Consider the following 23,926-nt stretch of genomic DNA (forward strand, 5'->3'; position numbering starts at 1 on the left):
AACGCACTTCGGAATCAATTTGCTAACTATATTCCCTAACATACCCTATCAAAGGCGCATAAAAACCATTCCGAAGCATTGAAGTCACAGGAAATGGCCGCCGCTCGACTTGCGAGAATCGAAATTCCATGTCGATGTGAGTCGAATTACAAGTTTAGAAGTAACCAAACGCCCGACATGCTGCTTTCCGCACCAACCTCTTCGCATATCGAGGTGACAACCTTACCACAGCTTTCGCCCGTGGGCCCTTGGCAGATTGAGCTGTCCCACGACCGTGCGCAGGATCTGATCGTTTGGATCACCCGCGGTCAGGGTCAGGTACTGTTGGATGGCAAACGGTATGGGTTTGGGGCGCACAACCTCTTCTACATCCCCGCAGGCTCCCTGTGGTCGCTGAACTTAGGGCGGCAATGTTTTGGAAGCTGTGTGTTCATCCCAAGGCCCGATCAAAAGACACAAGATCGCCAGGCGGTCTTTCTGCGTGTGAATGGCGGTCAGGAACAGGCCTTTATTACCTTTTTGCTGGACCGCCTCCAGCGGGAGCAACGTGAACAGCAGGAAGGTTGGAGCGAGGCGATGTCCTCATTGGCGTCGGTTTTGCAAATCGAGCTGCGTCGCGCAGCCGACGCGGCAGGCACGCCGTCCCGGATCAGCGCCGCACAACGCCTCAGCCGCGCTTATTGCAACCGTGTTGCCCGCCATTATTGTGAAGGTGCAACGATGTCGGACCATGCGGAAGCGCTAGATGTGACGCCAACGCATTTGACACGGGTCTGCAAGGCCGAAACCGGCAAAACCGCCGCGAGCCTGTTGACCGAGCGCCAATTGCATTCGGCTCGTTCGCTGTTGACCTACAGCGACACCCCTATTCAGGAAATTGCCAGCAAGCTTGGCTTTCGCAGCCCCGCCTATTTCACGCGGTTTATCAGCCAACACACGGGTCTGACGCCCAGTCGCCTACGTAAAACCGCGCGTGAATTGGCCTGATCAGCTGAGCACCAGCACAATAATCATCAGCATATTGGTCATGGAAAACCGCATCAACTGCGGTAAACGACGATAAAGCGGCAGTGAGGCCAGCGCCAGCCCAACGGAACCAGCCGCCGCCAGCAAAGACAGAGCTCCCACCACAAAGCCCATCATCTCTGCATCGGCCCCAAATGGGCCGTCCACGGCGGCGGTTCCTTTAACACCAAAGCCAATCAAAATGCCCAAAAGCATCCCGGCCAGCATCCACCCACCCGAGAACCGCTCAACGCGCTTAACGCCTAGTACATCATCAATAATTTTCTGCGAAGGCACGGCCGTTGGCTGCCAGCCCATCTGCGCCGCACGTTGATCAACACTACTTACTGTCACGGTATTCTCCCACTTCCGCGACAGTTTTCATGAAATTTTAAGGCAACTTAATGGCAGTTAAGGGTCGTTAACGCGGCATTAACCCTTATGAACAATTTGTTTACCTGTGCCGAACAATGCCGAGGCGATTCAGCTGCCCAGGATCTTCAGCACATAGTTCTTGGTCTCTTTGTAGGGCGGAACACCGCCGTATTTCTCAACCGCTCCGGGGCCTGCGTTATAGGCTGCCAAGGCCAAGCGCCACGAGCCAAATTTGCGGTATTGCTGGGCCAGATACCGCGCGCCGCCTTCCAGGTTTTGCTTAGGATTGGTCGGGTCCACCCCCAATGTCGCAGCGGTGGCCGGCATCAACTGCGCAAGGCCCAAGGCCCCTTTGTGGGATTTCGCGTTTGGGTTCCAGTTGCTCTCTTGCTGCACAAGACGCAGGAACAGATCTTCGGGAATGCCATTTTGACGGGCCGCGCGACGGGCGATTTTCAGATAGCGCCCTTTGTACTTCCCGGTGTAGCGCAGGTTTTTTGGTGCAAGGTCAATGCGAAAGCTCTCAGGCTGCAGGCGCGCAGACCCTTTGTATTGGCTGGCCGCACGCCCATCCAACACCCGCGTATGAGACGCAAACAAGTCCCTGCGGTTTTTACTCGAGAACACCTGAGCTGCAGCCGCGTTGGCAATCAACGCACAAGCCACGCTTGCCCCCACCAGTGAAATTCGCATTTGGCGCTCTGTCTCCCCTGAACCGCTTCAGAATATAGCGATTTTTTGTGAATTTTTAAAGCACATGATCGTCAGCCAGCTTACGATTGCACAAGTCTTATCAAAATGCCCCTCTGTCCAACAAGCCTTTGGCCCCCGATTGGCGACTTTCCTCCGATGGTCCAGAAAGATAGTGTAGCGAAAACCGCGCCGCATAGGATTCGACGCGGGGTTCGACTTTTATGCATCCCTGATGCACAAGCTTAATGATAAAGGACACGACCAAGATGGCCGGATCTCTCAACAAAGTCATGATAATCGGCAACTTGGGTCGCGACCCAGAGGTGCGCAGCTTCCAGAACGGTGGCAAAGTCTGCAACCTGCGGATTGCGACCTCTGAAACCTGGAAAGACCGCAACACCGGGGAGCGTCGCGAAAAGACCGAATGGCATTCGGTTGCGATCTTCAACGAAGGCCTGGTGCGTGTGGCGGAACAGTATCTGCGCAAAGGTTCCAAGGTCTATGTCGAAGGCCAGCTGCAAACCCGCAAATGGCAGGACCAAAACGGCCAGGACCGCTATTCGACCGAAGTTGTTCTGCAAGGGTTCGGCTCCACGCTGACCATGCTGGACGGCCGTGGCGAAGGTGGCGGCGGCGGCTTTGGTGGCGGCCAAGGCGGCGGCGGCAACTTTGGTGGCGGTGGCTATGACAGTGGCCCACAAGGCGGCGGCTACGACAGCGGCCCGCAAGGTGGTGGCGGATTTGGCGGCGGCAACCAAGGCGGCGGCGCATCCCACAACATCGACGACGACGAAATCCCGTTCTAAGTCGACCAAAGCAAACCAGAAGAAACCGCCGCCCATTTGGAGCGGCGGTTTTTCGTTGAAATGCAATCCCTTAGCAAATCCGCGGTAACTGTTCACCCACCAACATGTCAACAATCCGCTGACCGCCAAACAGCGTCTGCATTGTAACCCGTCCCCGCGGACCCTCGCAGATTTTGCCAATGGCCACAGCACCCTTCCCCTCGGGCAAAGCCCGCATCGCCGCAAGAGCCGCCTCGGCCTCATCCGCGGGCACAATCAAAACCAGCGTCCCCTCATTTGCCAGATACAGGGGATCAAGCCCGAGGATCTCACACATGCCTTTGACCTCGGCGCGCAGGGGCAAGGCGGTCTCTTGGATCTGGATAGACGTCCCGGCGGCTTCGGCAATTTCGTTTAAAACCGAGGCCACCCCGCCACGCGTTGCATCGCGGGCCGCACGGGTATTTGGCGCCGCCGCCAACACCGCCTCCATCAGATGACCAAGGCCGGCACAGTCCGATTGGACCTCTGTCGACAAGGCCATGTCGCCGCGCGCGGCCAGAATGGCAGCGCCGTGATCCCCCAGCATCCCATTCACCAGCACCATATCGCCAACCTGCGCCTGGTCCGCAGACAGTCTGCGCCCCGGCGGGATCACCCCCACGCCGGATGTGGTGACAAACACTTTGTCCGCGCTGCCCCTGCCCACAACCTTGGTATCGCCGGTGACAATCCGCACGCCCGCTTTCTCGGCCTCGGCAGCCATCGAGGCCACAATGCGCTGCAAGAGGGCGATCTCGGTGCCTTCTTCGATGATAAAGGCGGCCGACAGCCACAGGGGTTTTGCGCCCCCCACAGCCAGATCATTCACCGTGCCACAAACCGCGATTTTGCCAATGTCGCCGCCGGGAAATTCCACGGGGTCCACCACAAAACTGTCCGTGGTAAAGGCCAGCCGTGCGCCGGGCTCCTGCAAGGCGCTGTTCATCAACCGGGCCTGATCTTCCATCGTGTCGGGTTGAAAGACCGAGGTGAACACGGTTTCAATCAACTCACGCATGGCTTTGCCGCCACCACCATGGGACAGCGTTACCCGCGCATCACGCATAGGTTTGGGAAGTGTCACTGCTGTTGTCCCCTTACTCTGCGGGCTCAATGGCGCGGGCACCGCCGTATTGGTAATAGGCCGCACAGGCCCCTTCGGAGCTGACCATTAGCGCGCCCAGCGGCATTTCCGGTGTGCAGCCTTTGCCAAATTGCGGGCACTGAACCGGTTTCATCCGACCCGTCATAACAGATCCGCAGGCGCACCCTTCGGGTTCTGCAACCAGACGGCTTTCTGCGCCATAACCGATGCCGAACTTCTCCTCGGCGTCAAAGGCTGCGTATTTGGGACGAATACGCAGGCCGCTTTCATCAATTTCCCCCAAACCCCGCCATTCAAAGGTTGGGCGCGCCTCATAGACATCGGCAATGGCGGCCATTGAGACCGGGTTGCCACTTTCCGGCACCACGCGGGCATATTGGTTCTCCACCTCGGCGCGGCCATCGCGGATCTGTTCCAGGACCATCAAAACGGATTGCAGCAGATCAAGCGGTTCGAACCCGGCGACAACAATTGGTTTACCATAGTCTTGAGCAATGAAATCATAAGGATGGGTGCCAATCACCATCGACACGTGCCCCGGACCGACAAACCCATCCAGCACCATATGCGGATCCTGCAACAAGGCCAGAATCGGCGGCGGGACAGTGATATGATTGCAGAAGACGGTGAAATTGGTCAGCCCTTCGCGCGCTGCTTGCTGGATCGACAGCGCCGTCGACGGTGTCGTGGTTTCAAACCCAAGACCAAAGAAAACAACCTCGCGTTCGGGATTGCGGCGTGCAATTTCCAGCGCATCCAGTGGCGAATAGACCATGCGGATATCCGCGCCGTCCGCCTTGGCCTGCATCAGCGATTTCTTGGTGCCGGGCACCCGCATGGCATCCCCGAAGGTGGTAAAAATGACTTCGGGACGTTCGGCCAGCTCCACACATTCATCCACGCGGCTCATGGGCAGGACACAGACCGGACAGCCGGGGCCGTGGATAAACTCGATCCCCGCAGGGGTCAGCTTGTCCAGCCCATAGCGAAAGATCGCATGGGTGTGGCCGCCGCAGATCTCCATAATGTGGACGGGTTTTTCGGCCGTTGCGCCAATGTCTGCCACAACTTTGCTGATCTCATCCAACAGAGCTTTGGCGGCAACCGGATCGCGGAATTCGTCGGCGTATTTCATTGTGTGCCCTCCAAGGCCTTGTCCCCTTCGGCCATGGCCTCCAACGTTTCCTGCGCTTCTCCCAGACCGCGTAGGGCTTCCAGCGTTTTGGCGGCTTCCTCCTCGTCAATCTCGCTCATGGCAAAGCCAACATGGATCAACGCCCATTTCCCCACCAGAGCGTCCAGATCACCCAGCGCGATGCAGGCCACATTGACCTCGCGCCGCACACCAGAGACTTCGGCCATGGCCATCATCCTGGTTTCATCGGTGATGGCTACTATCTGGCCTGGTATCCCAAGGCACATGGCTATTCCTCCTCTTGGTGCTGGGCGCCGCGCTTCTTGTCCGGAGCAGCGATCCCGTATCGGTCAATCTTGGCGCGCAACCCCACCCGGCTGAGGCCAAGTTCATTGGCGGCGCGGCTTTTGTTCCATTTCAGCCGTGTCAGCGTTTCCCGCAGGATACGCATTTCAATCTGCTCCACCCGGTCTTTCAATGTGCCTTCTGACACCAGAACACTGTCCAGCTTCGCGTCACTTTCGCGACCTGTTTCTGGATTGGCTTGCAAAATGTGGCGGCTGATCAGCTCGGGGCCCAGAATGCTGTCCTGCGAGAAGATCAGCATGCGCACCATTTCGTTTTCCAGCTCGCGCAGATTTCCGGGCCAGTCATAGCGTTCCAGAAACCGCAGCGCGTCGTCCGAAAGACCATGCACCGGCTTGCCATGTTTGGCGGCGGCATCAAACAGGTAGTTCTGCGCCAGAACCGGCAGATCGGCCAGACGGGACCGCAAAGGCGGCATGGTCAGCGCGGTTGTGTTGATCGCATAGTACAAATCAGCCCGAAAGCGATCGGCAGCGACCTCCTTGGCCATGTCTTTTTCACAGCCCACAATCAGGCGCACATCGCTGCGCTCCATCTCTCCACCGCCAATGGGGCGGAATTCACCGGTGATTGCAAACCGGGCCATAGAAAGCTGCAGACGCGCTGTGAGTTCGGTGAACCCGGTCATATAGAGCGTACCCTGATCCGCCTTGCGCAGCAGGCCCAGTTTCTGCGTGTTCCGCCCTTGCATACCGCGGCGACGCACGCCAAACAGCTCCTCCTCCAACAGATCCTCATCAACTCCGACGCAGTTGATCGCATAAAACGGCCGATCCGAGCGTAACGAGCTGTAATGCATCGCCCGTGCAACCGAAGCCTTGTCTGTGCCGGCTTCCCCATGGATCATCACTGGCACGTCAAAACTGGCAAACTGGCGCGCCTGTTCGATGACACCGTTGACGGGCGAATTGGGCGCACGCAGCACGTTTTCAAAACCCAGACCTTCACGCAGGGCGCGGCGCTGCTCTTCGACCTTGCTTTCCACACTGCGTGAGAGGTAGCGCATCTCCAACGTCATCTGCGCATTTTCCCGGTTAAGGCGGAACAGATCAGCGGCGTTCTTGGCGCTCATGACCAGTTGGTCCGGGTGCCAGGGTTTGGTCAGGAACTGATAGATACCCGCATCATTGATCGCCGCGATAATGTCGTTGGTCTCGGTATAGCCGGTGATGATGATCCGCACCGTGTCCGGCCACTGCTCCCGCACTTCGCTGAGGAAAGCGACACCGGACTTCCCCGGCATACGCTGATCACAGAAGATCACCTGAACAAAATGCTCCTGCATCAGACGTGCCGCGTCATCTGCGTTGGTTGCGGTCAGACAGTCAAAGTCATCCTCAAGCGCCATGCGCATGGAGGCCAGCGAATGTTCCTCATCATCAACCAATAGAACAGTGGGGAGCGTCTCTGACATGGTTTACTCCGCTGCGGCCCGGCCCTGTTTACGTGCCAGACTGCCTTTGAGCCAATTGACCCAATGCTCCATCCCTTCGCCGGTGCGGGCAGACAAGCGGATCACTTCGATACCCGGGTTCACGCGACGCAGGTTTTTCTCATAGAGGTCCAGATCCACGTCGCAATAAGGGGCCAGATCGACCTTGTTCAGCAAAGCAATCCGGGATGCGGTGAACATATCCGGGTATTTCAACGGCTTGTCTTCACCTTCGGTGACGCTGATCACCGCGACTTTGCAATCTTCGCCCAGGTCAAAAGCCGCAGGGCAGACCAGATTTCCGACATTTTCGATAAACAGGAACGATTGCTGCGCCAGTTCCAGATGCTCCATGGCGTGCCCTACCATATGTCCATCCAGATGACAGCCCTTGCCAGTGTTGACCTGGATCGCAGTGGCACCGGTTGCACGAATACGCTCGGCGTCATTGGCGGTTTGCTGATCACCTTCGATAACGGCCAAGGGTTGATCCCCCAGCATCTCGATCGTTTTGCACAACAAGGTGGTCTTGCCCGACCCTGGCGAGGAGACAAGGTTCACAGCAAAGGCGTCCAACCCTTTCAGCACAGCGCGGTTGGCATCGGCATAGCGGTCGTTTTTGGCCAAGATATCAGTTTCGATCTCGATCAGCCGATCCTGGCTCATTCCCGGTACGGCCACACCCGCCGGACCTTGGCCAAAATGCATGTCATGGCTATGGACATGATCATGAGAATGGCTGTGGTCATGCGCGTGGCTGTGGCCATGGCTGTGCGCCTGGTCCGAGCCGCTGCCATGATCATGATGGTGATGATGCCCTTCAACGCTGGCTGTTCCGCATCCGCAAACGGTACACATCAGTTGACCTCCAAGTCTTTTATTCGCATTTCGTCGCCGCCCATCGGCATCAAGCGGCCTCCGCCGCATTTCGGGCAAGGCGCAAGACGATCGTCAATTTCAACCTCTTGCGCGCAATCATAACACATGGCGCGCCCGGGCAAGTCGAGCATGATCAGCTCCGCCCCTTCGGCCACAGAGCCGCGCATCACCACCTCAAAAGCGAATTCAAGCGCGGGCTTTTCAACACCGGCAAAGCGGCCAATTTCCACCCGCACGCGTTTAACCTGCGTGATGTTGTGTTGGGTGGCCTGATCCTCGATCACCTGCCGGATCCCCTCACACAGAGACATTTCATGCATGGCTTGCCCCTTCTTTGATGGCCACCGGCTGGCACGGGTCAAAAATATCAATCACCAGCGACGCGCGATGCGCCTTGTGATCCGGAAGATTTGCCAAAGCCTGCTCCAAAACGCCGCCTTGCGCCAGCAAATGATCGGTTGGCGTCACCCGTGTAAAGCCTGTGACCCGCCCCGCAGACTGGCTGGCCCGTACCACAAAAAGACCGCGCGCAGCTGGAACACACACCGAGCGATGACTACAGACGGGCGCAGGCAACAGCTCATTCTCTGTGTTTTCGACGTCGAGTATGCGCCCCACAATCTGCCACAAAGGGCCGTGCCCGCGGGTTATTGCAATATGCTGCATCACCGGGTGATGTGCAGAGCGCGCGGCAACCGTATTGTCCTGCGGCGCAAGTGTTTCTGCCGTCTCAATCGAAGTGGGCACAAGGTCGTGATAACAGGCCTCTCCCGCCGCAAAACAGCGATCAACTGCGTGCAGCAGAAGCGAGGCCGGAGATAGCCCTGTCAAAAACCGCTCGAACGCCTCCGCAGTATCCGGAAACCCGGATGTGCCAACAAAGGAGGCAAGCCAATCCGTTGCGGTCCCCTCCCCGTTCGGCATCGCCAAAGGTTGCAGACCCAACCGGCCAGGCAACAGGATACCCAGACGAAACTGATGCTCGCGCAGAATATCCGCCTGCAACTGCGCTTGCCAATCTTGGGGCAACTCCACGTCAAACGCGAGTTTCACCGCCACCTCTTGCGTCATGCGACAGAGGTTAAAGATCCGCGGCACAATCGCCACCGCATCGGCCACAGAACGCCCGATCAAATAGTCCCCAATCGGCGGCGCCGGGGCGATATCAAGATCCGATAGCTGCGGCGTGCGGTCCAACATGTCTCAGCTCGCGTCACCGGACAGACCTGCGGTCAGCACCTGACGGCGGGTGGCCTCGGTCGGCAGATCGCTTGTCTCCTCTGTTTCGGAGGAGGCGGCGTCTTCTTCGGCCTGGCGTTTGGCTTCCAGTTCATCCTCCCGCATTTCGCGGATGTCAGCGGCGCGGTCGGTTTCAGCACGGTGCTCTTCCATAAAGAGCGCCTGCATCACCGCACGTCCTACATCCACCGCTTGCTGCTGTGAACGAAACTCGCCCATAGGTGAAAACAGCGAGCAGGCTTTGTAGCCACCTGTCATCTCCCGCGTGTTGTGGATGAACTCATAGTCCCCGGATTCAAAAGACAGATACTCTTTTGCTCCCGGTGTCAGATCTGACCAATCCTCATCTTCCCCCGGCAGTTGGATCAGGTTCATGAACCAAGGTGATATCAGCACACCCAAGGGGCGGCCCTTGTGGACCACCCACCCCACGGCCTCCACGTTCAAGAGTTTGTTGACCATGGGAACATCCCGCATCTTGGCGTGCCAGACCTCGGTAAAATCCGCAACCAACGCGTCAGTCTTGTTTTTCAGAACCTGCGCCTCACGCACCATATCGGCACCCGGATCATCAGAGACCATGAACTGTTCCTTGGGCGCGTCACAGGTCGGGCATTTCCAATCCTCGGGCAGGGCCAGAAACGCGGTGCCGGGCAGGATCGAACGTGTGTCATCCCCTTCGGCCGGATCATACGGCGTCCAGCAGATCTTACATTCCATGATCGCCTGGTCGCTGATCTTGTCAGCAGCCCCCATAAATGAGCCTTCAAAACCGCTCATCGGATCGCCTCCAGCACTTCGACGATGCGTTCGCCGCTGTCGATCAAATCCTCGGGCGCGGCAATCGCAACCTCCGGCATGGCGGTGACCTCATAGGTGTCGAGGATGAGCACATCCATGGAATTATAAAACCGAACCTGCCAGACATGCGGCAACGCCGTTGCCGTAACCCGGCAGTTGCCATAGCCGCGCGACAGGATTTCCACCGCGCCTTGGCCCATGGCCTGTTCCAGCCAGGCCAGATCATCCTCGGTATGGGGCAGAAGGGTCAGGTTCACCACATGAGTGTCCGTCTCTGGCGTGAAGGCCCTGGACTTGTCTTCCAGCTCCACCAACAAGGGCGGCGCATTGACCACCGATGGGGTGCGTGGTGTCTTTTCGCCAGTGGGCTCACGTTTCGCCGTAAACGCCTCATCCCGTGCGGCGCGTGGGACCGCGCCGACCTCAACTGCGTCCACATTTGCTCCGCCCAGCACCCAGACCCCGGCAAACACGCTCTCCTGCACGCCAATTGCGGGGATCGAGCGTATTTTCATAGCCACTTCGCCCTCGCCCAGGGTTTCCGCCATGAGGTCCCGGTTTTCCTTGTCGAGTGTCGACAGATCAAAGGTCTGGTTTTCGCCACCCTGCCCGACCGCAGTTGCAGCCGCGGCGATATCGGCCAAAAGGTCCAAGGCAGGTTGCAAATGGGTGGTGTCTTCGACCTCGGGCAGATGGGTTACATAGGAGCTCATGTCCTGCGGCATCTGCAAATACTTCAGCTCGTTGCCGTCCTCTTCGGAAGGTTGTGATCCTGGGCCGTACCCCATAGGGGGCATATGAAAATTGCCAACCATTTTATGGCTCCTTACTGAACGGCTTCGGGTTGCGAGATAATCTGGGTGATGCGCAGAACATATTCGTCCCAATCGCGCACCTTGGGCAGTGCACCGATCATCTTGCCTTCGCGGAAGAAGATCAGGCTGGGCGTTTTCAGAACTTTGGTGTCCTGACGCAGATCAGCCTCGATCGCATCGGCCACCACTGCACAGTCAAATTTGCCCTGAAAGGCCATTCTTAGCTCGGGCAGGATCACCGCCACATCGGCGGTTTCCAGATTGCGTTTTGGGTCGCCCGGCACAAACAAGACATGTACACCCGGGCGCCCCACATACGCGGCCAGCGCCTCTTTTTCGGCCAGCAACGGCCAGCCCATTTCATCGGTCAGTCGGTCAATCAAGGGATGTGTCATTTTACGTATTCCTCCGGTCAGCCCACTGTTTTGCCCTGCGCGGCTGCCGCCTGCAGATGGGGGGGTAAACTTGGTGTGCGCGCTTCCAGATCGGCAAAGGCATTGCCCAGATCGCCCCCCTCCATCAGAGAGCGCAGACCATCCAGCGCGTTTGATATGTTTCCGGCCTCTTCGGCACTGATCACCTCACGCGCGGCCCCCAGGAAGCTGAGCACCCAAGCGCCCGGCTCAAGCGGGCCGGTGAGTGACAGGTCAATGATCTCGACCGGTCTGTGTGCACTTTCCCTGGCCTGCGCCGCAATGCCTTCGACCGAGAGGATCTGCATGGGAATGCCAACACACATCCCCTTAAACCTCACTCGGGAAGAAACGATCGTCGCCGGTGCGGCACGCCTCTGCTGCGTCGGGTCGCCCTTTTTCGTAGGCGCTGCGCTGAATGGAAGGGTCAGCAATCATGCTGTCATCACCCCGCCCCTTTTCAGCAACCGCGCCCCAGATTGCGAGCTTTTCCAAAGCAATCTTAACAGCCGGTTCGATCTGGGCGGCCACGATGTCCCGCAGACCTCCGCCATAATCATCCAGTTCTTCGGGCTGGCAGCCGATCAGCGTCAGCGCTTCCGGGCAATATCCCATCAGCTGCGCTGTGGCGATCACGTCCTGAAACCCGGTCTGATGCAGGCTCATCTTCTTGGCCCCCATAAAGCGGGGCACCTCGTCATTTTCGACGATTTTCAAGGTTCCTGGTGCAAGACCGTAATCAATGGCGTCAAACACCAAAAGCGCGTCTGCCTCTTCCAGAAACGGCAAGAGATATAGCCCCTGCGTGCCACCATCCAGAACAGTTACATGGGGCTCGAACTTATAATTCTCGCTCAGATGTTCGACACAGCGAACCCCGAAGCCCTCATCCGCCCATAAAACATTGCCGATGCCCATCACCAGGATGCGTAACGCCATATTGGCCTCCTCCAGCGCCGGAAAATTGGTTGCTAGCTTTCCGGTTTCCTCTGGAATGAAAACTATCTGGCTCAGGCATCACAGGACACAGATTTATGGAATACCATTGAATACACTGCAATACGTTGATTTTATTCTCATTTAACCAAAAATACACATTTTCACCGCAGCTTTTGGCGGTAATCAGACTACCACTCTAGGCAAAAACTGAAAACCCACATACCAAAGGGGCGGAACGCACTGTCCCGCCCCCTTGATTCGAGTACCGATTTCAACGCAATTACGGGCGGTCGTCCTTGAAGGTCCGAGTGCCCGAGATCATGGTTGAAACCATGGACTGGCGGGACATGATGTCTTCGCGGATTGCCACATAGATGTGGATGATCATAAAGATCAGGATAAACCACATGCCCATATGGTGCAGCGAATGCACAGCCTGGGAATTACCCACAAGCGTCAGGAACCAGCCCGCCACCATATCGGCAAAACTGCCCCGGCCTGTGCCTTCGGAATAGAGTGCCCAGCCCGAGATGATCATGAAGGTCGACCCCAGCGTGATAAACCCAAACATCGCCAGCTGTGCCAACGGGTTGTGGCCCACGTATTTCTGCGGCTCTTTCTCCAGGAACATATACCAGCGGATCTCAAAGAAGATCTCTTTCCACCAGTGTTTGTTAAACAGAGGGATAATGAACAGCTGTTTGGCGTGATGATTGCCCGCCCAGGCCCAATACATGCGGCCAAAGAAGCCCACAGTCATGATCATACCCGCCGCAAAATGGGCAAAGCGGATATAGCCGAACACAAACTGATGGGTCGCCTCGGCGATCTGCATCGACGGCGGCGGCGAGCCAATAAACCAACCGGTCAGGCACAGCACTGTAATCGCCAGCGCATTGACCCAATGCCACAGGCGCACCGGCCATTCGTAGACAAAGACCGAGGTCCGCACACGCACGCTTTCAATGTCTTCCGCCGTTGCATCCCCCGTCAGCTGCGCGGTTTCAAGCGGCGGCGGACTTTTGGGATTTGGAATATGGATTGTATCCTCTGACATGGATCACTCCTCCTGACGGGAGGCGCGCCATGACTTCAGGATCTGCACCCCAGCCCAGACAATACCCGCTGCCAAGACGGCCAAAAGGATATGCGCCAATGTGTGGCCTGCGGCCCCCGGCAGCTCTGCGTGGCCCGGATGAGCCAACGCAGGGGTTGCAGCAGTGGCAAGAACAACAGCCAGTTTTTTCATGATCTTCCTCCCTTAGCGCACTTTGACGGTGCTGAGCTCATCGCCATCCGGCGACATGACATGTGTGGAACAGGCCAGGCAGGGGTCGAAACTGTGCAGGGTGCGCAGGATTTCCACCGGCTCTTCCGGACGTTCCATCGGTGTGTTCATCAGCGACGCCTCAAAGGCGCCGATATTGCCCTGGGTGTCGCGCGGAGAGCCGTTCCAGGTGGTTGGGACCACCGCCTGATAATTCTCGATGCGGCCGTCCTTGATCTTGATCCAATGCCCCAGCGCACCGCGCGGTGCTTCGGTGACACCCACACCTTTGACCTCTTTGGGCCATGTGGACGGATCCCATTTGGCCACATTGGCCGTATTCTCGTCGCCGTTTTTGATGTTGGTGATCAACTTGTTCATGAAGTGCGTCATCAAACGGCACTGGTATTCGGATTCCAGCGCCCGCGCCGCCGTCCGCCCCAAGGTCGAGAAGACTGCATCAAACGGCAGATCCATGGTGCGCAGGAAACCATCCACCTGGTTCTTGATGTCCTCGTGACCGGCGGCGTAGCCGACAATGTAACGCGCCAGCGGTCCCACCTCCATCGGATGCCCACGCCAGCGCGGCGCTTTGATCCAGGAATATTTACCAGCCTCATCCAGCTGTTTGATGTTGGTCTTGGTGCCTTTGGCATTGGGACCCAGTTCAAATTTGGGGCTGGTGTCGCCGTCCCAGGGGTGCAGACCTTTGCCCGGCTCCCCATAGGTGTACCAGCTGTGGTCCACAAACTCCTGAATTTCATCAGGGTTGCGGATGTCCACATCATGCACTTCGTTGAGGTTGCCGTTGATGATCGCACCGCGCGGCAAGTGTAGCTGACCGGCCGAGAAGTCATTGGGATGTTCGGGAATATCGCCGTAAGACAGCACCGACTGCGAAGAGATGCCGCCGCCATAAAGCCAGGATTTATAGAACCCACCAATGGCCTGCACATCCGGGATGTAGACGTTGCGGCAGAAATCCGTGGTCTGTTTGATGATGGTTTCCACCAGGTTCAAACGTTCAATGTTGATCGCCCCCACTGCACCGGTGCTGTGAACATTGATCGGGCACGGCACGCCGCCCACCAGCCAATTGGGGTGCGGGTTCTTACCGCCAAAGATCGTGTGGATCTTGACGATCTCTTTCTGCAGATCCAGCGCTTCCAGATAGTGAGTGGTCGCCATCAGATCCGCTTCGGCAGACAGCTTATAGGCCGGGTTGTCCCAATAGCCGTTTTTGAACAGGCCAAGCTGGCCGGATTCCACGAATTTTTTCAGACGGTTCTGAACATCGCGGAAATACCCCGGCGACGACATCGGATGCGACGGCGACACGGCCTGTTGCAGCTCAGATGTTGCCTTGGGATCCGCGCGCAGCGCATTGACAGGATTGACCCAATCGAGCGCGTGCAAATGGTAGAAATGCACAACGTGGTCGTGGATATGCAGCGCCAGCTGCATCAGGTTCCGGATCGAATTGGCATTGTCCGGGATGTCGATTTTCAACGCATCCTCAACCGCACGTACAGACGTCAGCGCATGGGTGCCGGTACACACGCCGCAAACACGCTCCGCAAAGGCCCAGGCATCCCGCGGATCGCGCCCCTTCAGGATCACTTCCAACCCGCGCCACATGGTGCCGGTGGAGACTGCGTTGCGGATGACACCGTCATCATCCACGTTTACTTCGCATCGCATATGGCCTTCGATCCGGGTCACCGGGTCCACAACAATACGGCGGCCGGAATCATCAAGGTCGAAACCATTCGGGGTCGTCGCCATCTATCAGGCCTCCTCTTTTTCAGTTCGGGTTTGGGTTTTACGTTGCGCCGCCTTGAGCGCCGTGACAGCCGCATGCGCCGCGACACCAGCGCCCACCACCCCGGTTGCCGCGATGCCGATTTTGTCAGCGTTTGCCTCGACCCCGAATTGGGTCAGATCGGTTACCCGGTCATAGAAACTGCCTTGATCCCAGAAGCCATCCTCGGAACAGCCGATACAGCCATGGCCGGATTGGATCGGGAAAGAGACACCTTCGTTCCAGCGCACGGTGGAACAGGCGTTGTAGGTGGTCGGGCCTTTGCAGCCCATTTTATAAAGGCAGTAGCCCTTGCGCGCGTTTTCATCGTCCCAGGCTTCGACGAACTGACCCGCGTCAAAGTGCGGACGGCGGTAGCATTTGTCGTGGATCCGCTGGGAATAGAACATCGCCGGGCGACCCTGACGGTCCAGTTCGGGCAGACGGTCAAAGGTCAGCATATAGGTGATAACACCGGTCATCACCTCGGCAATCGGCGGGCAGCCCGGAACCTTGATGATCGGCTTGTCGGTGATCACCTTGTGGACCGGAGTCGCCTGGGTCGGGTTCGGCTTGGCCGCCTGCACACAGCCATAAGAGGCGCAGGCCCCCCAGCTGATAATCGCCTTGGCGTCCTTGGCCGCATGGCGGAGCTTCTCAACAAAGGGCTTGCCACCGGTGATGCAGTACATCCCATCTTCGTTCAAAGGCGGGTTGCCCTCCACGGCGAGGATGTAGTTACCCCTGTATTTCTCGATGGTCTCTTCAAAGGCCGCTTCGGCCGCATGACCCGCAGCCGCCATCAACGTGTCGTCGTAATCGAGCGAGATCATCGACAGCACAACATCCTTGGCCAGCGGGTGGGCGGAACGGATGAAGCTTTCAGAACAGCAGGTGCACTCCAGACCGTGCACCCAGATCACCGGTGTGCGCGGCTTGTTTTCCATCGCATGGGCGATTTTGGGCACAAAGGACGGCGACAGGCCAAGGGCTGCTGCCGTCAGCGAACAGTATTTCATGAAGCTGCGGCGGGTAATCCCCTGCCGGCGCATCACGTCGTAAAAGGTCTCAATCTCGCTCAATGCTGGTCCTCCCAAACGCGTCTGGTGTGCGGTGGAATGCAGCTATCGCATTCCGTTGCATACATCAGACCAGCCCAGAGACAGCTAAAGCAATTTCAAAGCCAAAAGAGGCACATATGAAATTTCCACATTAAATATCATAACCTTATCGGATAAAATCGGCGCAGCCATCGCAAACGCGCCGGCCAGTGGATAACCGGCTTCCAGAATATCCGGTCAATGGCTTTCCGGCTGTTAAATATGGCGCGCCGCCGCAACCACCGCCTGCCCTAAGGCCAAACCACCATCATTGGCGGGGGTTTGGCGATGCAACAGGACATCATGTTGATGCAGCGATCCAACCATTAATTCCAGCAACAAAGCGTTCTGAAAGCATCCACCAGACAAAACAACCGCCTTGGCCTCTGTCTTGGCTATGGCAGTCGTCACGGCCCCCTCAAAACACCGGGCAAGCCAAAGATGAAACGCAAAGGCCAGATCGGCGAGTTCAGCTCCCGCTTTGCGCATGGTGATCAAATGGCGGATCATTTCCGACGGGTCCAAGGCCCCATCTATCATTGACGCCACAGGAACCCCAATCGCCAGGCTATCGCGACGCAACCCTGAAGACGTCCGTGCCAAAGCCTCAAGGCTCATAGCCGCCTCCCCCTCATAGCTCTGACCATCCGCGCAGTGTCCAAGGATCGCCGCCACCGCATCAAACAGCCGCCCGGCGCTGGACGACATCGGCGCATTCACGCCACGCTCTGCCGCCATCCGCGCCATGGCCAATGGCTTGTTCGCGAACAGCTCATCGGCCCAATCGGACAACCCCGCCTGATCCAGCCGGACCAACGCGTTGCGCCAAGGCTCCCGCGCGGCCATATCGCCGCCAATCAACGGCGCCGGCTTCAGCCACGCCCGTCGCTCGAATCCACGATAATCGCCAAGCAAAACCTCCCCACCCCAAAGCGTTCCGTCATCGCCAAGCCCGGTCCCGTCAAGGATGATCCCGGCCACCTTGCCCCCATCCAGAGGCCAGCCATTCTCAGCCAGACACGAGGCAAGATGCGCGTGGTGGTGCTGCACACGCTCAAGGCGCAGCCCGTCTTGGTCTGCCCGCGCCTGACCATGTTTGGTGGCGCGATATTCGGGGTGCAAATCGACCGCCACAACCTCGGGGCGATGATCAAACAGATCCGCGTAATCCGCATCTGCTTGCAGGAAAGCGTCATAGGTCAGCGCATCGTCCAGCTCTCCCAAATGGTGACCCAACAGCGCCTGGCCATTTTTGATCAGGCAAATCGCGCCCTTCATCTGCCCGCCAAAGGCGGCAACCTGCGGAGCCTCTTCAAATCCCGGCGGAAGCGGCAAGGTTCCCGGCACCCGCCCGCGCGCCCGTCGCAGCACCATGGGCCCCTGCGAGGTGATCCGCTCCACACTGTCATCCAGCCGTCGGGCGATCTCTCGATCATGCATCAGGAACGCATCTGCAAAACCGCCGAGTTTCTCCCTTGCTTCCTCATTGTCGATGACCTGCGGCTCTCCCGACAGGTTGCCAGAGGTCATGACCAAGGGGCCATCAAAAGCGTCCAGCAGAATGTGATGCAGCGGCGTATAGGGCAACATCCACCCCAGCGTCACCTGCCCCGGCGCAATACCATCGGGCAGTGCAGCGCCAATTCGTTCCAACAAAACGATCGGCGCCGCAGAACTGCAAAGCAGGTCGCGTTCCTGTTCGGTAGGGGCGGCATATTCACAAACCACATCCAGCGCCCCCATCAGGGCAAAGGGCTTGCTGGGCCGGTGCTTCCGGCGGCGCAACAGGTCAATCGCTTCTGCATTGCGGGCGTCCACAGCCAGGTGAAACCCGCCCAAGCCCTTGATGGCCAATACCCGCCCGGCTTTTAGATGGCGCGTGGCTTCTGCGATGGGGTCCAAATCGGTTCGCGGCTCGATCCAGAGCTTGGGCCCACACTCCGGGCAGGCGACGGGCTGCGCATGAAACCGTCGGTCGGCGGGATCCTCATAGTCAGACCGGCAATCAGAGCACAGCACAAAAGGGGCCATGGTTGTTTTTTCACGGTCGTAGGGCAACGCCTTGAGAATGGTGAACCGCGGGCCACAATGGGTGCAATTGGCAAAGGCATAGCCAAACCGCCGTTCTTTGGGGTCACGGATCTCAGCCAGACAGGCCGGACATGTGGCAGCATCGGGGGTCACGCGCGTTTCAGCCCCCGTCCCGGTGGAGGCAGCAATCCGGAAATCTGGGCCAAAATCCCCCTGAAGCGTATGGCTTTCCACCGCATCGACCCGTGCAAGCGGTGGTGCTTCTGCGATCAAAGCGGCCTCGAACCCATCCAGATCTGCGCCGACGGCATGGATCAAGACACCTTCTGGGTCATTCAGCACATGTCCCCGCAGACCCAAACGCCGAGCCAAAGTCCAGACAAAGGGACGAAAGCCAACACCTTGAACCTGTCCCCGCACGCGGATTGAACGTCCGTTCTCCATTCACGCCTCCCAGTGCAGCGATGCAAAGCCCGCCCTCAGTGAACCGTGCAAACCATGCACGGATCAAAGCTGCGCACGATATGTTGAACGCTCAGCGGTGTCTCTTCCCCTTCGGCAACCGGCGCGCCAACCAAGGCAGCCTCAACCGGACCTGGCACCCCCCGGCTGTCGCGCGGACTGAAATTCCAGGTGGTTGGTGCGATGATCTGATAGGAGGAAATTTTACCTCCTTCGATCCGCAGCCAATGACCCAGACTGCCGCGCGCGGCTTCCACCAGCCCGATCCCCTCACCCTCCTTTGGCAGGGTCACATCACGCATAAACGCGGCCTCTGGCTGAATGCCCTGCACAAGCGCCTCTACCGCGATTTGGGTCAGAGCGATTTCCAGCATGCGCCCGACCACGCGCGCGTGGACACCGTTTTCATCTGCCAGAGCACGTGCCAACGGGTGGCCGTCAATCACCTGCCGTGCCAAAGCACCGGTTTCGTAGACTTCCCCACCCAGGCGCGGTGCCTTGCACCAGCTATAGGCCTCCTCGCGCATGGTTTCATCCGGCACGGTCATTCCTTGCGTCGGATGGGCGGCCTCCCCCAGCATCCAGGCATGGCTCAGATCTTCCTGAAGGTTGTCCAGGGCCAAGGGCACAAGCTGCCCCTGCTCCCACAGACCTGGGGCAAACATATGCCCATCCGCAGTTGGGTAAGCGCCGTAGGACAGATATCGCGCCTGTCCAACACCCGATGAATTCAGGTCAAGCTCCGCAGCAATCTCCAGAAACAGCCCGATGTCGCCGGTGCGCCAGTTTTCCAGAGCCTCCGCCGAGGACAACGCTGCAAAGTCTTCCACCGGGGCACCAAACAGATGTTCTTCGAGGTAGTGACGAAAAGTCTTGAGATCCGCCGCAATCCGGATCTTGTCCCGAAGACTGGGCGCCCGCGTGGCCCCTCCGGGTTGAATGGCCAAAGTATGCGGCCACTTGCCCCCCAAAAGCCCGACGATATGGAAAAGCTGCGCGCGCGCCTCGGTCGCGGCCCGCAAACCAGAGCCCTGTAACGCCGTAAACCGGGCAACTGCACGGTCGTGCCATGGGCGCTTGGCGTAATCCGGGCGGGCAAAATCCGGCATAAAGAAGAGATTGAAATGCGTCAGATGATCCGCGAGATTTTCCACCGCATGCAGAAGAGCGGCAACTTTCTCCCCCTCGGGCGCAGGCTCAGCCCCTGCGACATCTGCCAATGCCCGCGCCGCAGCCGCTGATTGGCTGATGGAACAAATGCCGCAGATCCGTGGCGTGATGGTCAGCGCATCAATTGGGTCTTTGCCCTGCAGGATCCGCTCGAACCCGCGAAACAGTGGCGAATTCACATAGGCCGCGCTGACATGACCCTCACTTACCTCAAGCCGGATCTCCAAATCGCCTTCAACCCGGTTAAACGGCCCCACCAACAGGGAAGTTTTGGTCATGATTTTGGTGCTTTCAGTGTAGGCGGGACTTTAATTCGGTCAGAGGTCGCATTGGCACCGATCCGTTTTGGTGTTGCCGCCTTGGACAAGGACGCCAGTGCCATAAACCAGGCTTTGGGCATATCGCTGGGCAAGCCCACCGGAATGCCGCCGAACTTTGGCGTTTCAGTGAATTTATGGCCGGGCTCTTCGAACTCGGGGGCGGTACAGTTGATACATGGATAGCCTGCACGCGTGCAACTGCCGGCTCCGTTCCAGCCCCGAATGTTGCAATCCCCCACGGCCTGGGTTCCAACGCAGCCCAGATGCTCCATCATGCAGCCGATCTCGGACAGTTTGGTGGCACTGGCCTTATATTCATAAAACTCATTCTTGGGACACGCATGGTGGATCAGCGTATCCGCGTAAAATCGCGGGCGGGCAAAGCCGTCCAGACTGCTGGCCCGCATCTCTCCGGCGGCCAGCATCATCAACGTCTCTGTCACCCAATCCGGGTGGGTCGGGCAGCCTGCAACATTGATCACCGGCAACCCGGATCTGCTTTTGAAGTCCGCTGGCAGCACCCCGCCTTGATGCGTGCCTTCATATTGCAGGCCAGAGGCGTCCGTTACATTTTCACCAGCCGAGCTGACCCCTCCAAAGGCTGCACAGGTGCCAACGGCCACCACATGCTGCGCGAGCGGTGCCAGACTTTGCACCCAATCGAGCATACTGCGCCCCGTCCCCCCCAGCATGTGAAACTTGCCCGTGCCGTTGGGTCCGCGGGTCACAGCACCCTCGACACAAAGAATATCCAGAGACCGCTCACCCGTCTCGATATTGTTCAGCAGGCGGCGCACTTCGGCGCCGGTCTCAACACTCAGCGAGGGGTGCCACAGAAACGACAACCCCGCCCCCGACAGGAGATCCAGCACATTCGGGCTTTCGGCGCATAAAAGAGACATGGTGCAGCCGCCACATCCCGCAGATTGCAACCAGAGAATATTCAAAGAGTCTCTCCTCGTGGCAGATCCAAACGGAAACAGGCCCCGCGTTCAGTTTGCGGCAACAGCGTGAGCGTTCCACCGTGTTCCTCTGCGATCTTGTGGGAAATCGAAAGTCCAAGCCCGGTTCCATCCCCCACTGGTTTTGTCGTGAAGAACGGATCGAATATGGCACTGCGCAGTTCATCCGCAATCCCCGGCCCATTGTCACAGACCGTAAGCATGGCGCGACCTTCACAATAAGTGAGATCCATGGTTATTTCCAAAGTATTATCAAGTGTTTCGTAGCCATTCATCGCATCAACAGCATTTTGAACAAGGTTCATGACAACCTGTTGCACGTGCCCCGGACGCCCTAGAGCGATACACCGGGCTTCGCCTTTGAACATGATGCGAATTTCGGATTTTGTCCCGCGCTTGACCCATTCCGCAGCGACACGCGCCGTATCCGTCAGATCAAACGGTGCAAAATCGCCCGATCCGTCGGCCGACAAGCGCCGAAGGTCTTCGACAATGCTGCGCACCCGTTCGGAGCCATCACGCGCACCTTCAATTGCAGTTCGCAAGTTCCTGAGATCACGGTCTAATTTCAGAGTTTTTCGCAGTTCGATCAAATCTTCCCGCGCCGCACCAGCCTGCACCTGATCGAAATAGGTTTCGAAACGATCCAGATATTTTTCAAGCGCATGGGTATTGGCATAAACAAAGCTGATTGGATTGTTCAGCTCATGTGCAACACCGGCCAGCAACCGACCCAGAGAGGCCAGTTTTTCGTTTCGCACCAGTTGCATCTGGGCCTGTTTTAAATCCTCGTGGCTTTGTTCCAGCTTGGAAAACGCCCGCCGCAGGACCCCCAAAGGCCGACCAGTTAGAACAAATCCCGTGACCCGGCGACGCTTATCCAGTCGCGGTGCCAGTTTGAATTCCACAGGTTCCGCGCCCGACGGTGTGCGCAGATTGGCTTCAAAGGTTACCTCCTGTTTGAGAGCACCAACCTCTGCCAACCCGTCCAGCAATATCTGTTTGTGCTCTTCCGTGACGAAATCCACGATATCGCAGCCAATCAGCTGATCCGGTGTCAGCCCCACCACCGCCGAAAACGAGGCGCTGACCTCGGCCATACTGCGATCCTTTGAAGTCACCACCAGATAGTCACTGATCGAAGCCATGACCGATGACAGGAACGACCGAAGCTGCAACATCTCTGCGTTGCGCGCTTCCAGTTGCTCCTGATAGTCGATCATCTCCGCATAGGTTTTGTCGACGGCCTGAAGGACGTCGTTCCATGCTTCTTCTCCAAGATCGAGTGAGTTTTCGATGGCTCTACCTCCGGGACGGATCTGCACGACCCAAGGCAAAGCCTAAGACATTTTCCACCAAAAGCAAAACCTTACAGAGAACCTTCGCTTTTGCCCCTATGGTAACGCCCGTTTATCAGGGCGTTACCTGCATTCGTTCATCTTCGCGGTTTGACTGCCTCTGACAATCAATATGACAGGCTCGGCGCTTGGTGCAGAAAGGTGGCGTTGTCGATCTGGCGCACCATAAAGTCCGCCACATCCGCGCGCCGCATTTTCAGCGACAGCTGACCGCGTTTTTCCCGCAAATCTCCGACGTGATATGTGCCCAGCGGATCACCATCCTGAAAGGCTCCGGGGCGTACAATGGTCCAGTCCAGACCGGAGGTTTTTACAAGATCTTCCTGCGTGTGGTGGTCCGCAAAGGCAGCGCGCAAGAGCAGGCCAAACATGATACGCCGCCACCAGAAATTCAACACTGGCGCGCTGTCACCCACCCCCAGAGAAGACAAGCAAATCAATCGCTTAACACCAGATTCTTGCATGCCCGCGATGATGGTTTCTGTTCCCATTGTGCGAATTTCCCCCTTCATCCCGGCCCCCAAGGCACAGATCACGGCGTCCTGCCCTTCGATCGCGGCCGCGACTTGCCCGGCGTTCAAAACATCCCCGCGCAACATCCGCGCATCATTGCCGCCTATGCCATCGGGCCACACCCCGCTGCGGGAAAACCCTGTTACTTTGTGTCCATGGGCGAGCAGGCTTCTTACAATATGTCGTCCAAGGCTACCGGTTGCCCCAAATACAATCACTTTCATCGTCGCTTTCCTTTCTTCTCCAAAACTTGACAGCATGTAAATTTACACAGTGTCAATTGACATGCTGTAAACATTGTGATTGATTGACATCATGTCAAGTGAAAAAAATGATACCCGCTCAAAAATCCTGACTGCCTGCTGGCAGCTCACCGAAGCCAACCTGGGCAAAGGGGTCCGTATGTCGGACATTGCCAAGACCGCCGGCGTGTCACGTCAGGCGCTGTATCTACATTTTGAAAACCGCGCTGATCTTTTGATTGCGACAACAAAATTTATTGATGAAGAACAGAATATTGGCGCACGTCTTGAACCTTATCGACAGGCCGAAACCGGACGGGACAAGCTGCGTGAATTGATAACGTTCTGGGCCAATCAGATGGAAATCATCCAAGGCATGGCGCGGGCGCTGTTGGCGCTGCGGGCGACGGATCCCGAGGCCAGCGCGGCTTGGAACGAACGTATGGACGCGCTGCGCGATGAGATTCGCACAACCTTTGAACAGATCGAGGCAGAAGGAGATCTAGCCCCCGGTTGGACCGTTGACAGCGCCACAAATCTTTTGTGGTCAGCGATGTCTTTTCAAGGGTGGGAGCAATTGAAGCAGGCGCCGGATTTCAGCACCGAGGCGTATATCGCCGATATGTGGTGGCTGGCAAAACGTGGGTTCCTTACCTAAAGGAACCCACGTTTATCA

Annotated in this window: 26 protein-coding genes; 3 read left to right on the forward strand and 23 right to left on the reverse strand. The window is 57.8% G+C overall.

The window, feature by feature from the left end:
• The first annotated feature begins 177 nt into the window (after positions 1-177).
• Positions 178-987, forward strand: coding sequence for an AraC family transcriptional regulator (locus GFB49_RS02185; protein ID WP_153214153.1), 810 nt, complete (start codon positions 178-180; stop codon positions 985-987).
• Here the strand turns inward: GFB49_RS02185 and GFB49_RS02190 are convergent, their stop codons facing one another.
• Together GFB49_RS02190 and GFB49_RS02195 are read right to left on the reverse strand one after the other, a co-directional pair.
• The gene (locus GFB49_RS02190; RefSeq protein ID WP_153214154.1) at positions 988-1,359 is read right to left on the reverse strand and encodes a hypothetical protein; all 372 of its coding nucleotides are present in this window, start codon (positions 1,357-1,359) and stop codon (positions 988-990) included.
• Positions 1,360-1,488: 129 nt separating this feature from the next.
• Positions 1,489-2,073: a lytic transglycosylase domain-containing protein gene (locus GFB49_RS02195; RefSeq protein WP_153214155.1), complete on the reverse strand. Its 585-nt coding sequence runs from the start codon at positions 2,071-2,073 to the stop codon at positions 1,489-1,491.
• Positions 2,074-2,339: 266 nt separating this feature from the next.
• On the opposite strand from GFB49_RS02195, the gene ssb reads away from it, so the two are divergent.
• The gene (ssb, locus tag GFB49_RS02200; RefSeq protein ID WP_153214156.1) at positions 2,340-2,879 is read left to right on the forward strand and encodes a single-stranded DNA-binding protein; all 540 of its coding nucleotides are present in this window, start codon (positions 2,340-2,342) and stop codon (positions 2,877-2,879) included.
• A 70-nt stretch (positions 2,880-2,949) separates the two neighbouring features.
• Here ssb and hypE read toward each other — a convergent pair whose 3' ends face one another.
• From hypE to GFB49_RS02305, 21 genes are all read right to left on the reverse strand, one after another.
• Positions 2,950-3,966 carry a hydrogenase expression/formation protein HypE gene (gene hypE / locus GFB49_RS02205; protein ID WP_153214543.1) on the reverse strand — a complete coding sequence of 339 codons (1,017 nt, stop codon included), beginning with the start codon at positions 3,964-3,966 and terminating at the stop codon, positions 2,950-2,952.
• A 31-nt stretch (positions 3,967-3,997) separates the two neighbouring features.
• Positions 3,998-5,140: a hydrogenase formation protein HypD gene (hypD, locus tag GFB49_RS02210; RefSeq protein WP_153214157.1), complete on the reverse strand. Its 1,143-nt coding sequence runs from the start codon at positions 5,138-5,140 to the stop codon at positions 3,998-4,000.
• The gene (hypC, locus tag GFB49_RS02215) at positions 5,137-5,427 is read right to left on the reverse strand and encodes a HypC/HybG/HupF family hydrogenase formation chaperone (protein WP_153214158.1); all 291 of its coding nucleotides are present in this window, start codon (positions 5,425-5,427) and stop codon (positions 5,137-5,139) included. The genes hypD and hypC (GFB49_RS02215) overlap by 4 nt, the downstream gene beginning before the upstream one ends.
• A gap of 2 nt (positions 5,428-5,429) precedes the next feature.
• Entirely contained in the window at positions 5,430-6,920 is a 1,491-nt protein-coding gene (locus tag GFB49_RS02220; RefSeq protein ID WP_153214159.1) for a sigma-54-dependent transcriptional regulator, read from the reverse strand.
• 3 nt (positions 6,921-6,923) lie between these two features.
• The gene (hypB, locus tag GFB49_RS02225) at positions 6,924-7,796 is read right to left on the reverse strand and encodes a hydrogenase nickel incorporation protein HypB (RefSeq protein ID WP_153214160.1); all 873 of its coding nucleotides are present in this window, start codon (positions 7,794-7,796) and stop codon (positions 6,924-6,926) included.
• The gene (gene hypA / locus GFB49_RS02230) at positions 7,796-8,137 is read right to left on the reverse strand and encodes a hydrogenase maturation nickel metallochaperone HypA (protein WP_153214161.1); all 342 of its coding nucleotides are present in this window, start codon (positions 8,135-8,137) and stop codon (positions 7,796-7,798) included. Before hypA ends, hypB begins: the two co-directional genes overlap by 1 nt.
• Positions 8,130-9,017 carry a hypothetical protein gene (locus GFB49_RS02235; protein WP_153214162.1) on the reverse strand — a complete coding sequence of 296 codons (888 nt, stop codon included), beginning with the start codon at positions 9,015-9,017 and terminating at the stop codon, positions 8,130-8,132. Before GFB49_RS02235 ends, hypA begins: the two co-directional genes overlap by 8 nt.
• Positions 9,018-9,020: 3 nt before the next feature.
• Positions 9,021-9,836 carry a [NiFe]-hydrogenase assembly chaperone HybE gene (hybE, locus tag GFB49_RS02240; RefSeq protein WP_153214163.1) on the reverse strand — a complete coding sequence of 272 codons (816 nt, stop codon included), beginning with the start codon at positions 9,834-9,836 and terminating at the stop codon, positions 9,021-9,023.
• Positions 9,833-10,672: a hydrogenase expression/formation protein gene (locus GFB49_RS02245; protein WP_153214164.1), complete on the reverse strand. Its 840-nt coding sequence runs from the start codon at positions 10,670-10,672 to the stop codon at positions 9,833-9,835. The genes hybE and GFB49_RS02245 overlap by 4 nt, the downstream gene beginning before the upstream one ends.
• An 11-nt stretch (positions 10,673-10,683) precedes the next feature.
• Positions 10,684-11,067, reverse strand: a complete 384-nt coding sequence (locus tag GFB49_RS02250; protein ID WP_153214165.1) for a thioredoxin domain-containing protein — start codon at positions 11,065-11,067, stop codon at positions 10,684-10,686.
• Between the two features lie 17 nt (positions 11,068-11,084).
• Positions 11,085-11,411, reverse strand: a complete 327-nt coding sequence (hypC, locus tag GFB49_RS02255; RefSeq protein ID WP_153214166.1) for a HypC/HybG/HupF family hydrogenase formation chaperone — start codon at positions 11,409-11,411, stop codon at positions 11,085-11,087.
• 4 nt (positions 11,412-11,415) lie between these two features.
• A complete protein-coding gene (locus tag GFB49_RS02260) occupies positions 11,416-12,024 on the reverse strand; it encodes a HyaD/HybD family hydrogenase maturation endopeptidase (protein ID WP_153214167.1) in 609 nt (202 codons plus the stop codon).
• 280 nt (positions 12,025-12,304) lie between these two features.
• Positions 12,305-13,081 (reverse strand): Ni/Fe-hydrogenase, b-type cytochrome subunit, encoded by a 777-nt coding sequence (gene cybH, locus GFB49_RS02265; protein ID WP_153214168.1) that lies wholly within the window; start codon positions 13,079-13,081, stop codon positions 12,305-12,307.
• Between the two features lie 3 nt (positions 13,082-13,084).
• On the reverse strand, positions 13,085-13,273 hold the full coding sequence (locus tag GFB49_RS02270) for a hypothetical protein (RefSeq protein WP_153214169.1): 189 nt from the start codon (positions 13,271-13,273) through the stop codon (positions 13,085-13,087).
• 12 nt (positions 13,274-13,285) lie between these two features.
• Entirely contained in the window at positions 13,286-15,076 is a 1,791-nt protein-coding gene (locus tag GFB49_RS02275) for a nickel-dependent hydrogenase large subunit (protein ID WP_153214170.1), read from the reverse strand.
• Positions 15,077-15,079: 3 nt separating this feature from the next.
• Positions 15,080-16,174 (reverse strand): hydrogenase small subunit, encoded by a 1,095-nt coding sequence (locus tag GFB49_RS02280; protein ID WP_153214171.1) that lies wholly within the window; start codon positions 16,172-16,174, stop codon positions 15,080-15,082.
• Positions 16,175-16,408: 234 nt separating this feature from the next.
• Positions 16,409-18,667 (reverse strand): carbamoyltransferase HypF, encoded by a 2,259-nt coding sequence (hypF, locus tag GFB49_RS02285; RefSeq protein WP_153214172.1) that lies wholly within the window; start codon positions 18,665-18,667, stop codon positions 16,409-16,411.
• Between the two features lie 35 nt (positions 18,668-18,702).
• Positions 18,703-20,133: a nickel-dependent hydrogenase large subunit gene (locus GFB49_RS02290; RefSeq protein WP_153214173.1), complete on the reverse strand. Its 1,431-nt coding sequence runs from the start codon at positions 20,131-20,133 to the stop codon at positions 18,703-18,705.
• Entirely contained in the window at positions 20,130-21,122 is a 993-nt protein-coding gene (locus GFB49_RS02295; protein ID WP_153214174.1) for an NADH-quinone oxidoreductase subunit B family protein, read from the reverse strand. The genes GFB49_RS02290 and GFB49_RS02295 overlap by 4 nt, the downstream gene beginning before the upstream one ends.
• A complete protein-coding gene (locus GFB49_RS02300; protein ID WP_343032465.1) occupies positions 21,119-22,456 on the reverse strand; it encodes a sensor histidine kinase in 1,338 nt (445 codons plus the stop codon). The genes GFB49_RS02295 and GFB49_RS02300 overlap by 4 nt, the downstream gene beginning before the upstream one ends.
• A 146-nt stretch (positions 22,457-22,602) precedes the next feature.
• Positions 22,603-23,232: an NAD(P)-dependent oxidoreductase gene (locus GFB49_RS02305; RefSeq protein ID WP_153214175.1), complete on the reverse strand. Its 630-nt coding sequence runs from the start codon at positions 23,230-23,232 to the stop codon at positions 22,603-22,605.
• A 91-nt stretch (positions 23,233-23,323) separates the two neighbouring features.
• Between GFB49_RS02305 and GFB49_RS02310 the strand changes: the two genes are divergently transcribed.
• Positions 23,324-23,908, forward strand: coding sequence for a TetR/AcrR family transcriptional regulator (locus GFB49_RS02310; protein ID WP_153214176.1), 585 nt, complete (start codon positions 23,324-23,326; stop codon positions 23,906-23,908).
• Positions 23,909-23,926: the final 18 nt, after the last annotated feature.

Source organism: Tritonibacter litoralis, assembly GCF_009496005.1.
In the GTDB taxonomy this organism is placed as follows: domain Bacteria; phylum Pseudomonadota; class Alphaproteobacteria; order Rhodobacterales; family Rhodobacteraceae; genus Epibacterium; species Epibacterium litoralis.

Excerpts from the sequence above, each read along its gene's own strand:
- hypA (WP_153214161.1), bottom strand. The coding sequence starts at position 8,137 with ATGCATGAAATGTCTCTGTGTGAGGGGATCCGGCAGGTGATCGAGGAT.
- hypB (WP_153214160.1), bottom strand. The coding sequence starts at position 7,796 with ATGTGTACCGTTTGCGGATGCGGAACAGCCAGCGTTGAAGGGCATCAT.
- GFB49_RS02290 (WP_153214173.1), bottom strand. The coding sequence starts at position 20,133 with ATGACCAAAACTTCCCTGTTGGTGGGGCCGTTTAACCGGGTTGAAGGC.
- GFB49_RS02270 (WP_153214169.1), bottom strand. The coding sequence starts at position 13,273 with ATGAAAAAACTGGCTGTTGTTCTTGCCACTGCTGCAACCCCTGCGTTG.
- GFB49_RS02195 (WP_153214155.1), bottom strand. The coding sequence starts at position 2,073 with ATGCGAATTTCACTGGTGGGGGCAAGCGTGGCTTGTGCGTTGATTGCC.
- GFB49_RS02235 (WP_153214162.1), bottom strand. The coding sequence starts at position 9,017 with ATGTTGGACCGCACGCCGCAGCTATCGGATCTTGATATCGCCCCGGCG.
- GFB49_RS02275 (WP_153214170.1), bottom strand. The coding sequence starts at position 15,076 with ATGGCGACGACCCCGAATGGTTTCGACCTTGATGATTCCGGCCGCCGT.
- hypC (WP_153214158.1), bottom strand. The coding sequence starts at position 5,427 with ATGTGCCTTGGGATACCAGGCCAGATAGTAGCCATCACCGATGAAACC.
- GFB49_RS02310 (WP_153214176.1), top strand. The coding sequence starts at position 23,324 with ATGTCAAGTGAAAAAAATGATACCCGCTCAAAAATCCTGACTGCCTGC.
- hypD (WP_153214157.1), bottom strand. The coding sequence starts at position 5,140 with ATGAAATACGCCGACGAATTCCGCGATCCGGTTGCCGCCAAAGCTCTG.
- GFB49_RS02305 (WP_153214175.1), bottom strand. The coding sequence starts at position 23,232 with ATGAAAGTGATTGTATTTGGGGCAACCGGTAGCCTTGGACGACATATT.
- ssb (WP_153214156.1), top strand. The coding sequence starts at position 2,340 with ATGGCCGGATCTCTCAACAAAGTCATGATAATCGGCAACTTGGGTCGC.
- hybE (WP_153214163.1), bottom strand. The coding sequence starts at position 9,836 with ATGAGCGGTTTTGAAGGCTCATTTATGGGGGCTGCTGACAAGATCAGC.
- GFB49_RS02220 (WP_153214159.1), bottom strand. The coding sequence starts at position 6,920 with ATGTCAGAGACGCTCCCCACTGTTCTATTGGTTGATGATGAGGAACAT.
- GFB49_RS02260 (WP_153214167.1), bottom strand. The coding sequence starts at position 12,024 with ATGGCGTTACGCATCCTGGTGATGGGCATCGGCAATGTTTTATGGGCG.
- cybH (WP_153214168.1), bottom strand. The coding sequence starts at position 13,081 with ATGTCAGAGGATACAATCCATATTCCAAATCCCAAAAGTCCGCCGCCG.
- GFB49_RS02245 (WP_153214164.1), bottom strand. The coding sequence starts at position 10,672 with ATGGTTGGCAATTTTCATATGCCCCCTATGGGGTACGGCCCAGGATCA.
- GFB49_RS02185 (WP_153214153.1), top strand. The coding sequence starts at position 178 with ATGCTGCTTTCCGCACCAACCTCTTCGCATATCGAGGTGACAACCTTA.
- GFB49_RS02250 (WP_153214165.1), bottom strand. The coding sequence starts at position 11,067 with ATGACACATCCCTTGATTGACCGACTGACCGATGAAATGGGCTGGCCG.
- hypC (WP_153214166.1), bottom strand. The coding sequence starts at position 11,411 with ATGTGTGTTGGCATTCCCATGCAGATCCTCTCGGTCGAAGGCATTGCG.
- hypF (WP_153214172.1), bottom strand. The coding sequence starts at position 18,667 with ATGGAGAACGGACGTTCAATCCGCGTGCGGGGACAGGTTCAAGGTGTT.
- hypE (WP_153214543.1), bottom strand. The coding sequence starts at position 3,966 with ATGCGTGATGCGCGGGTAACGCTGTCCCATGGTGGTGGCGGCAAAGCC.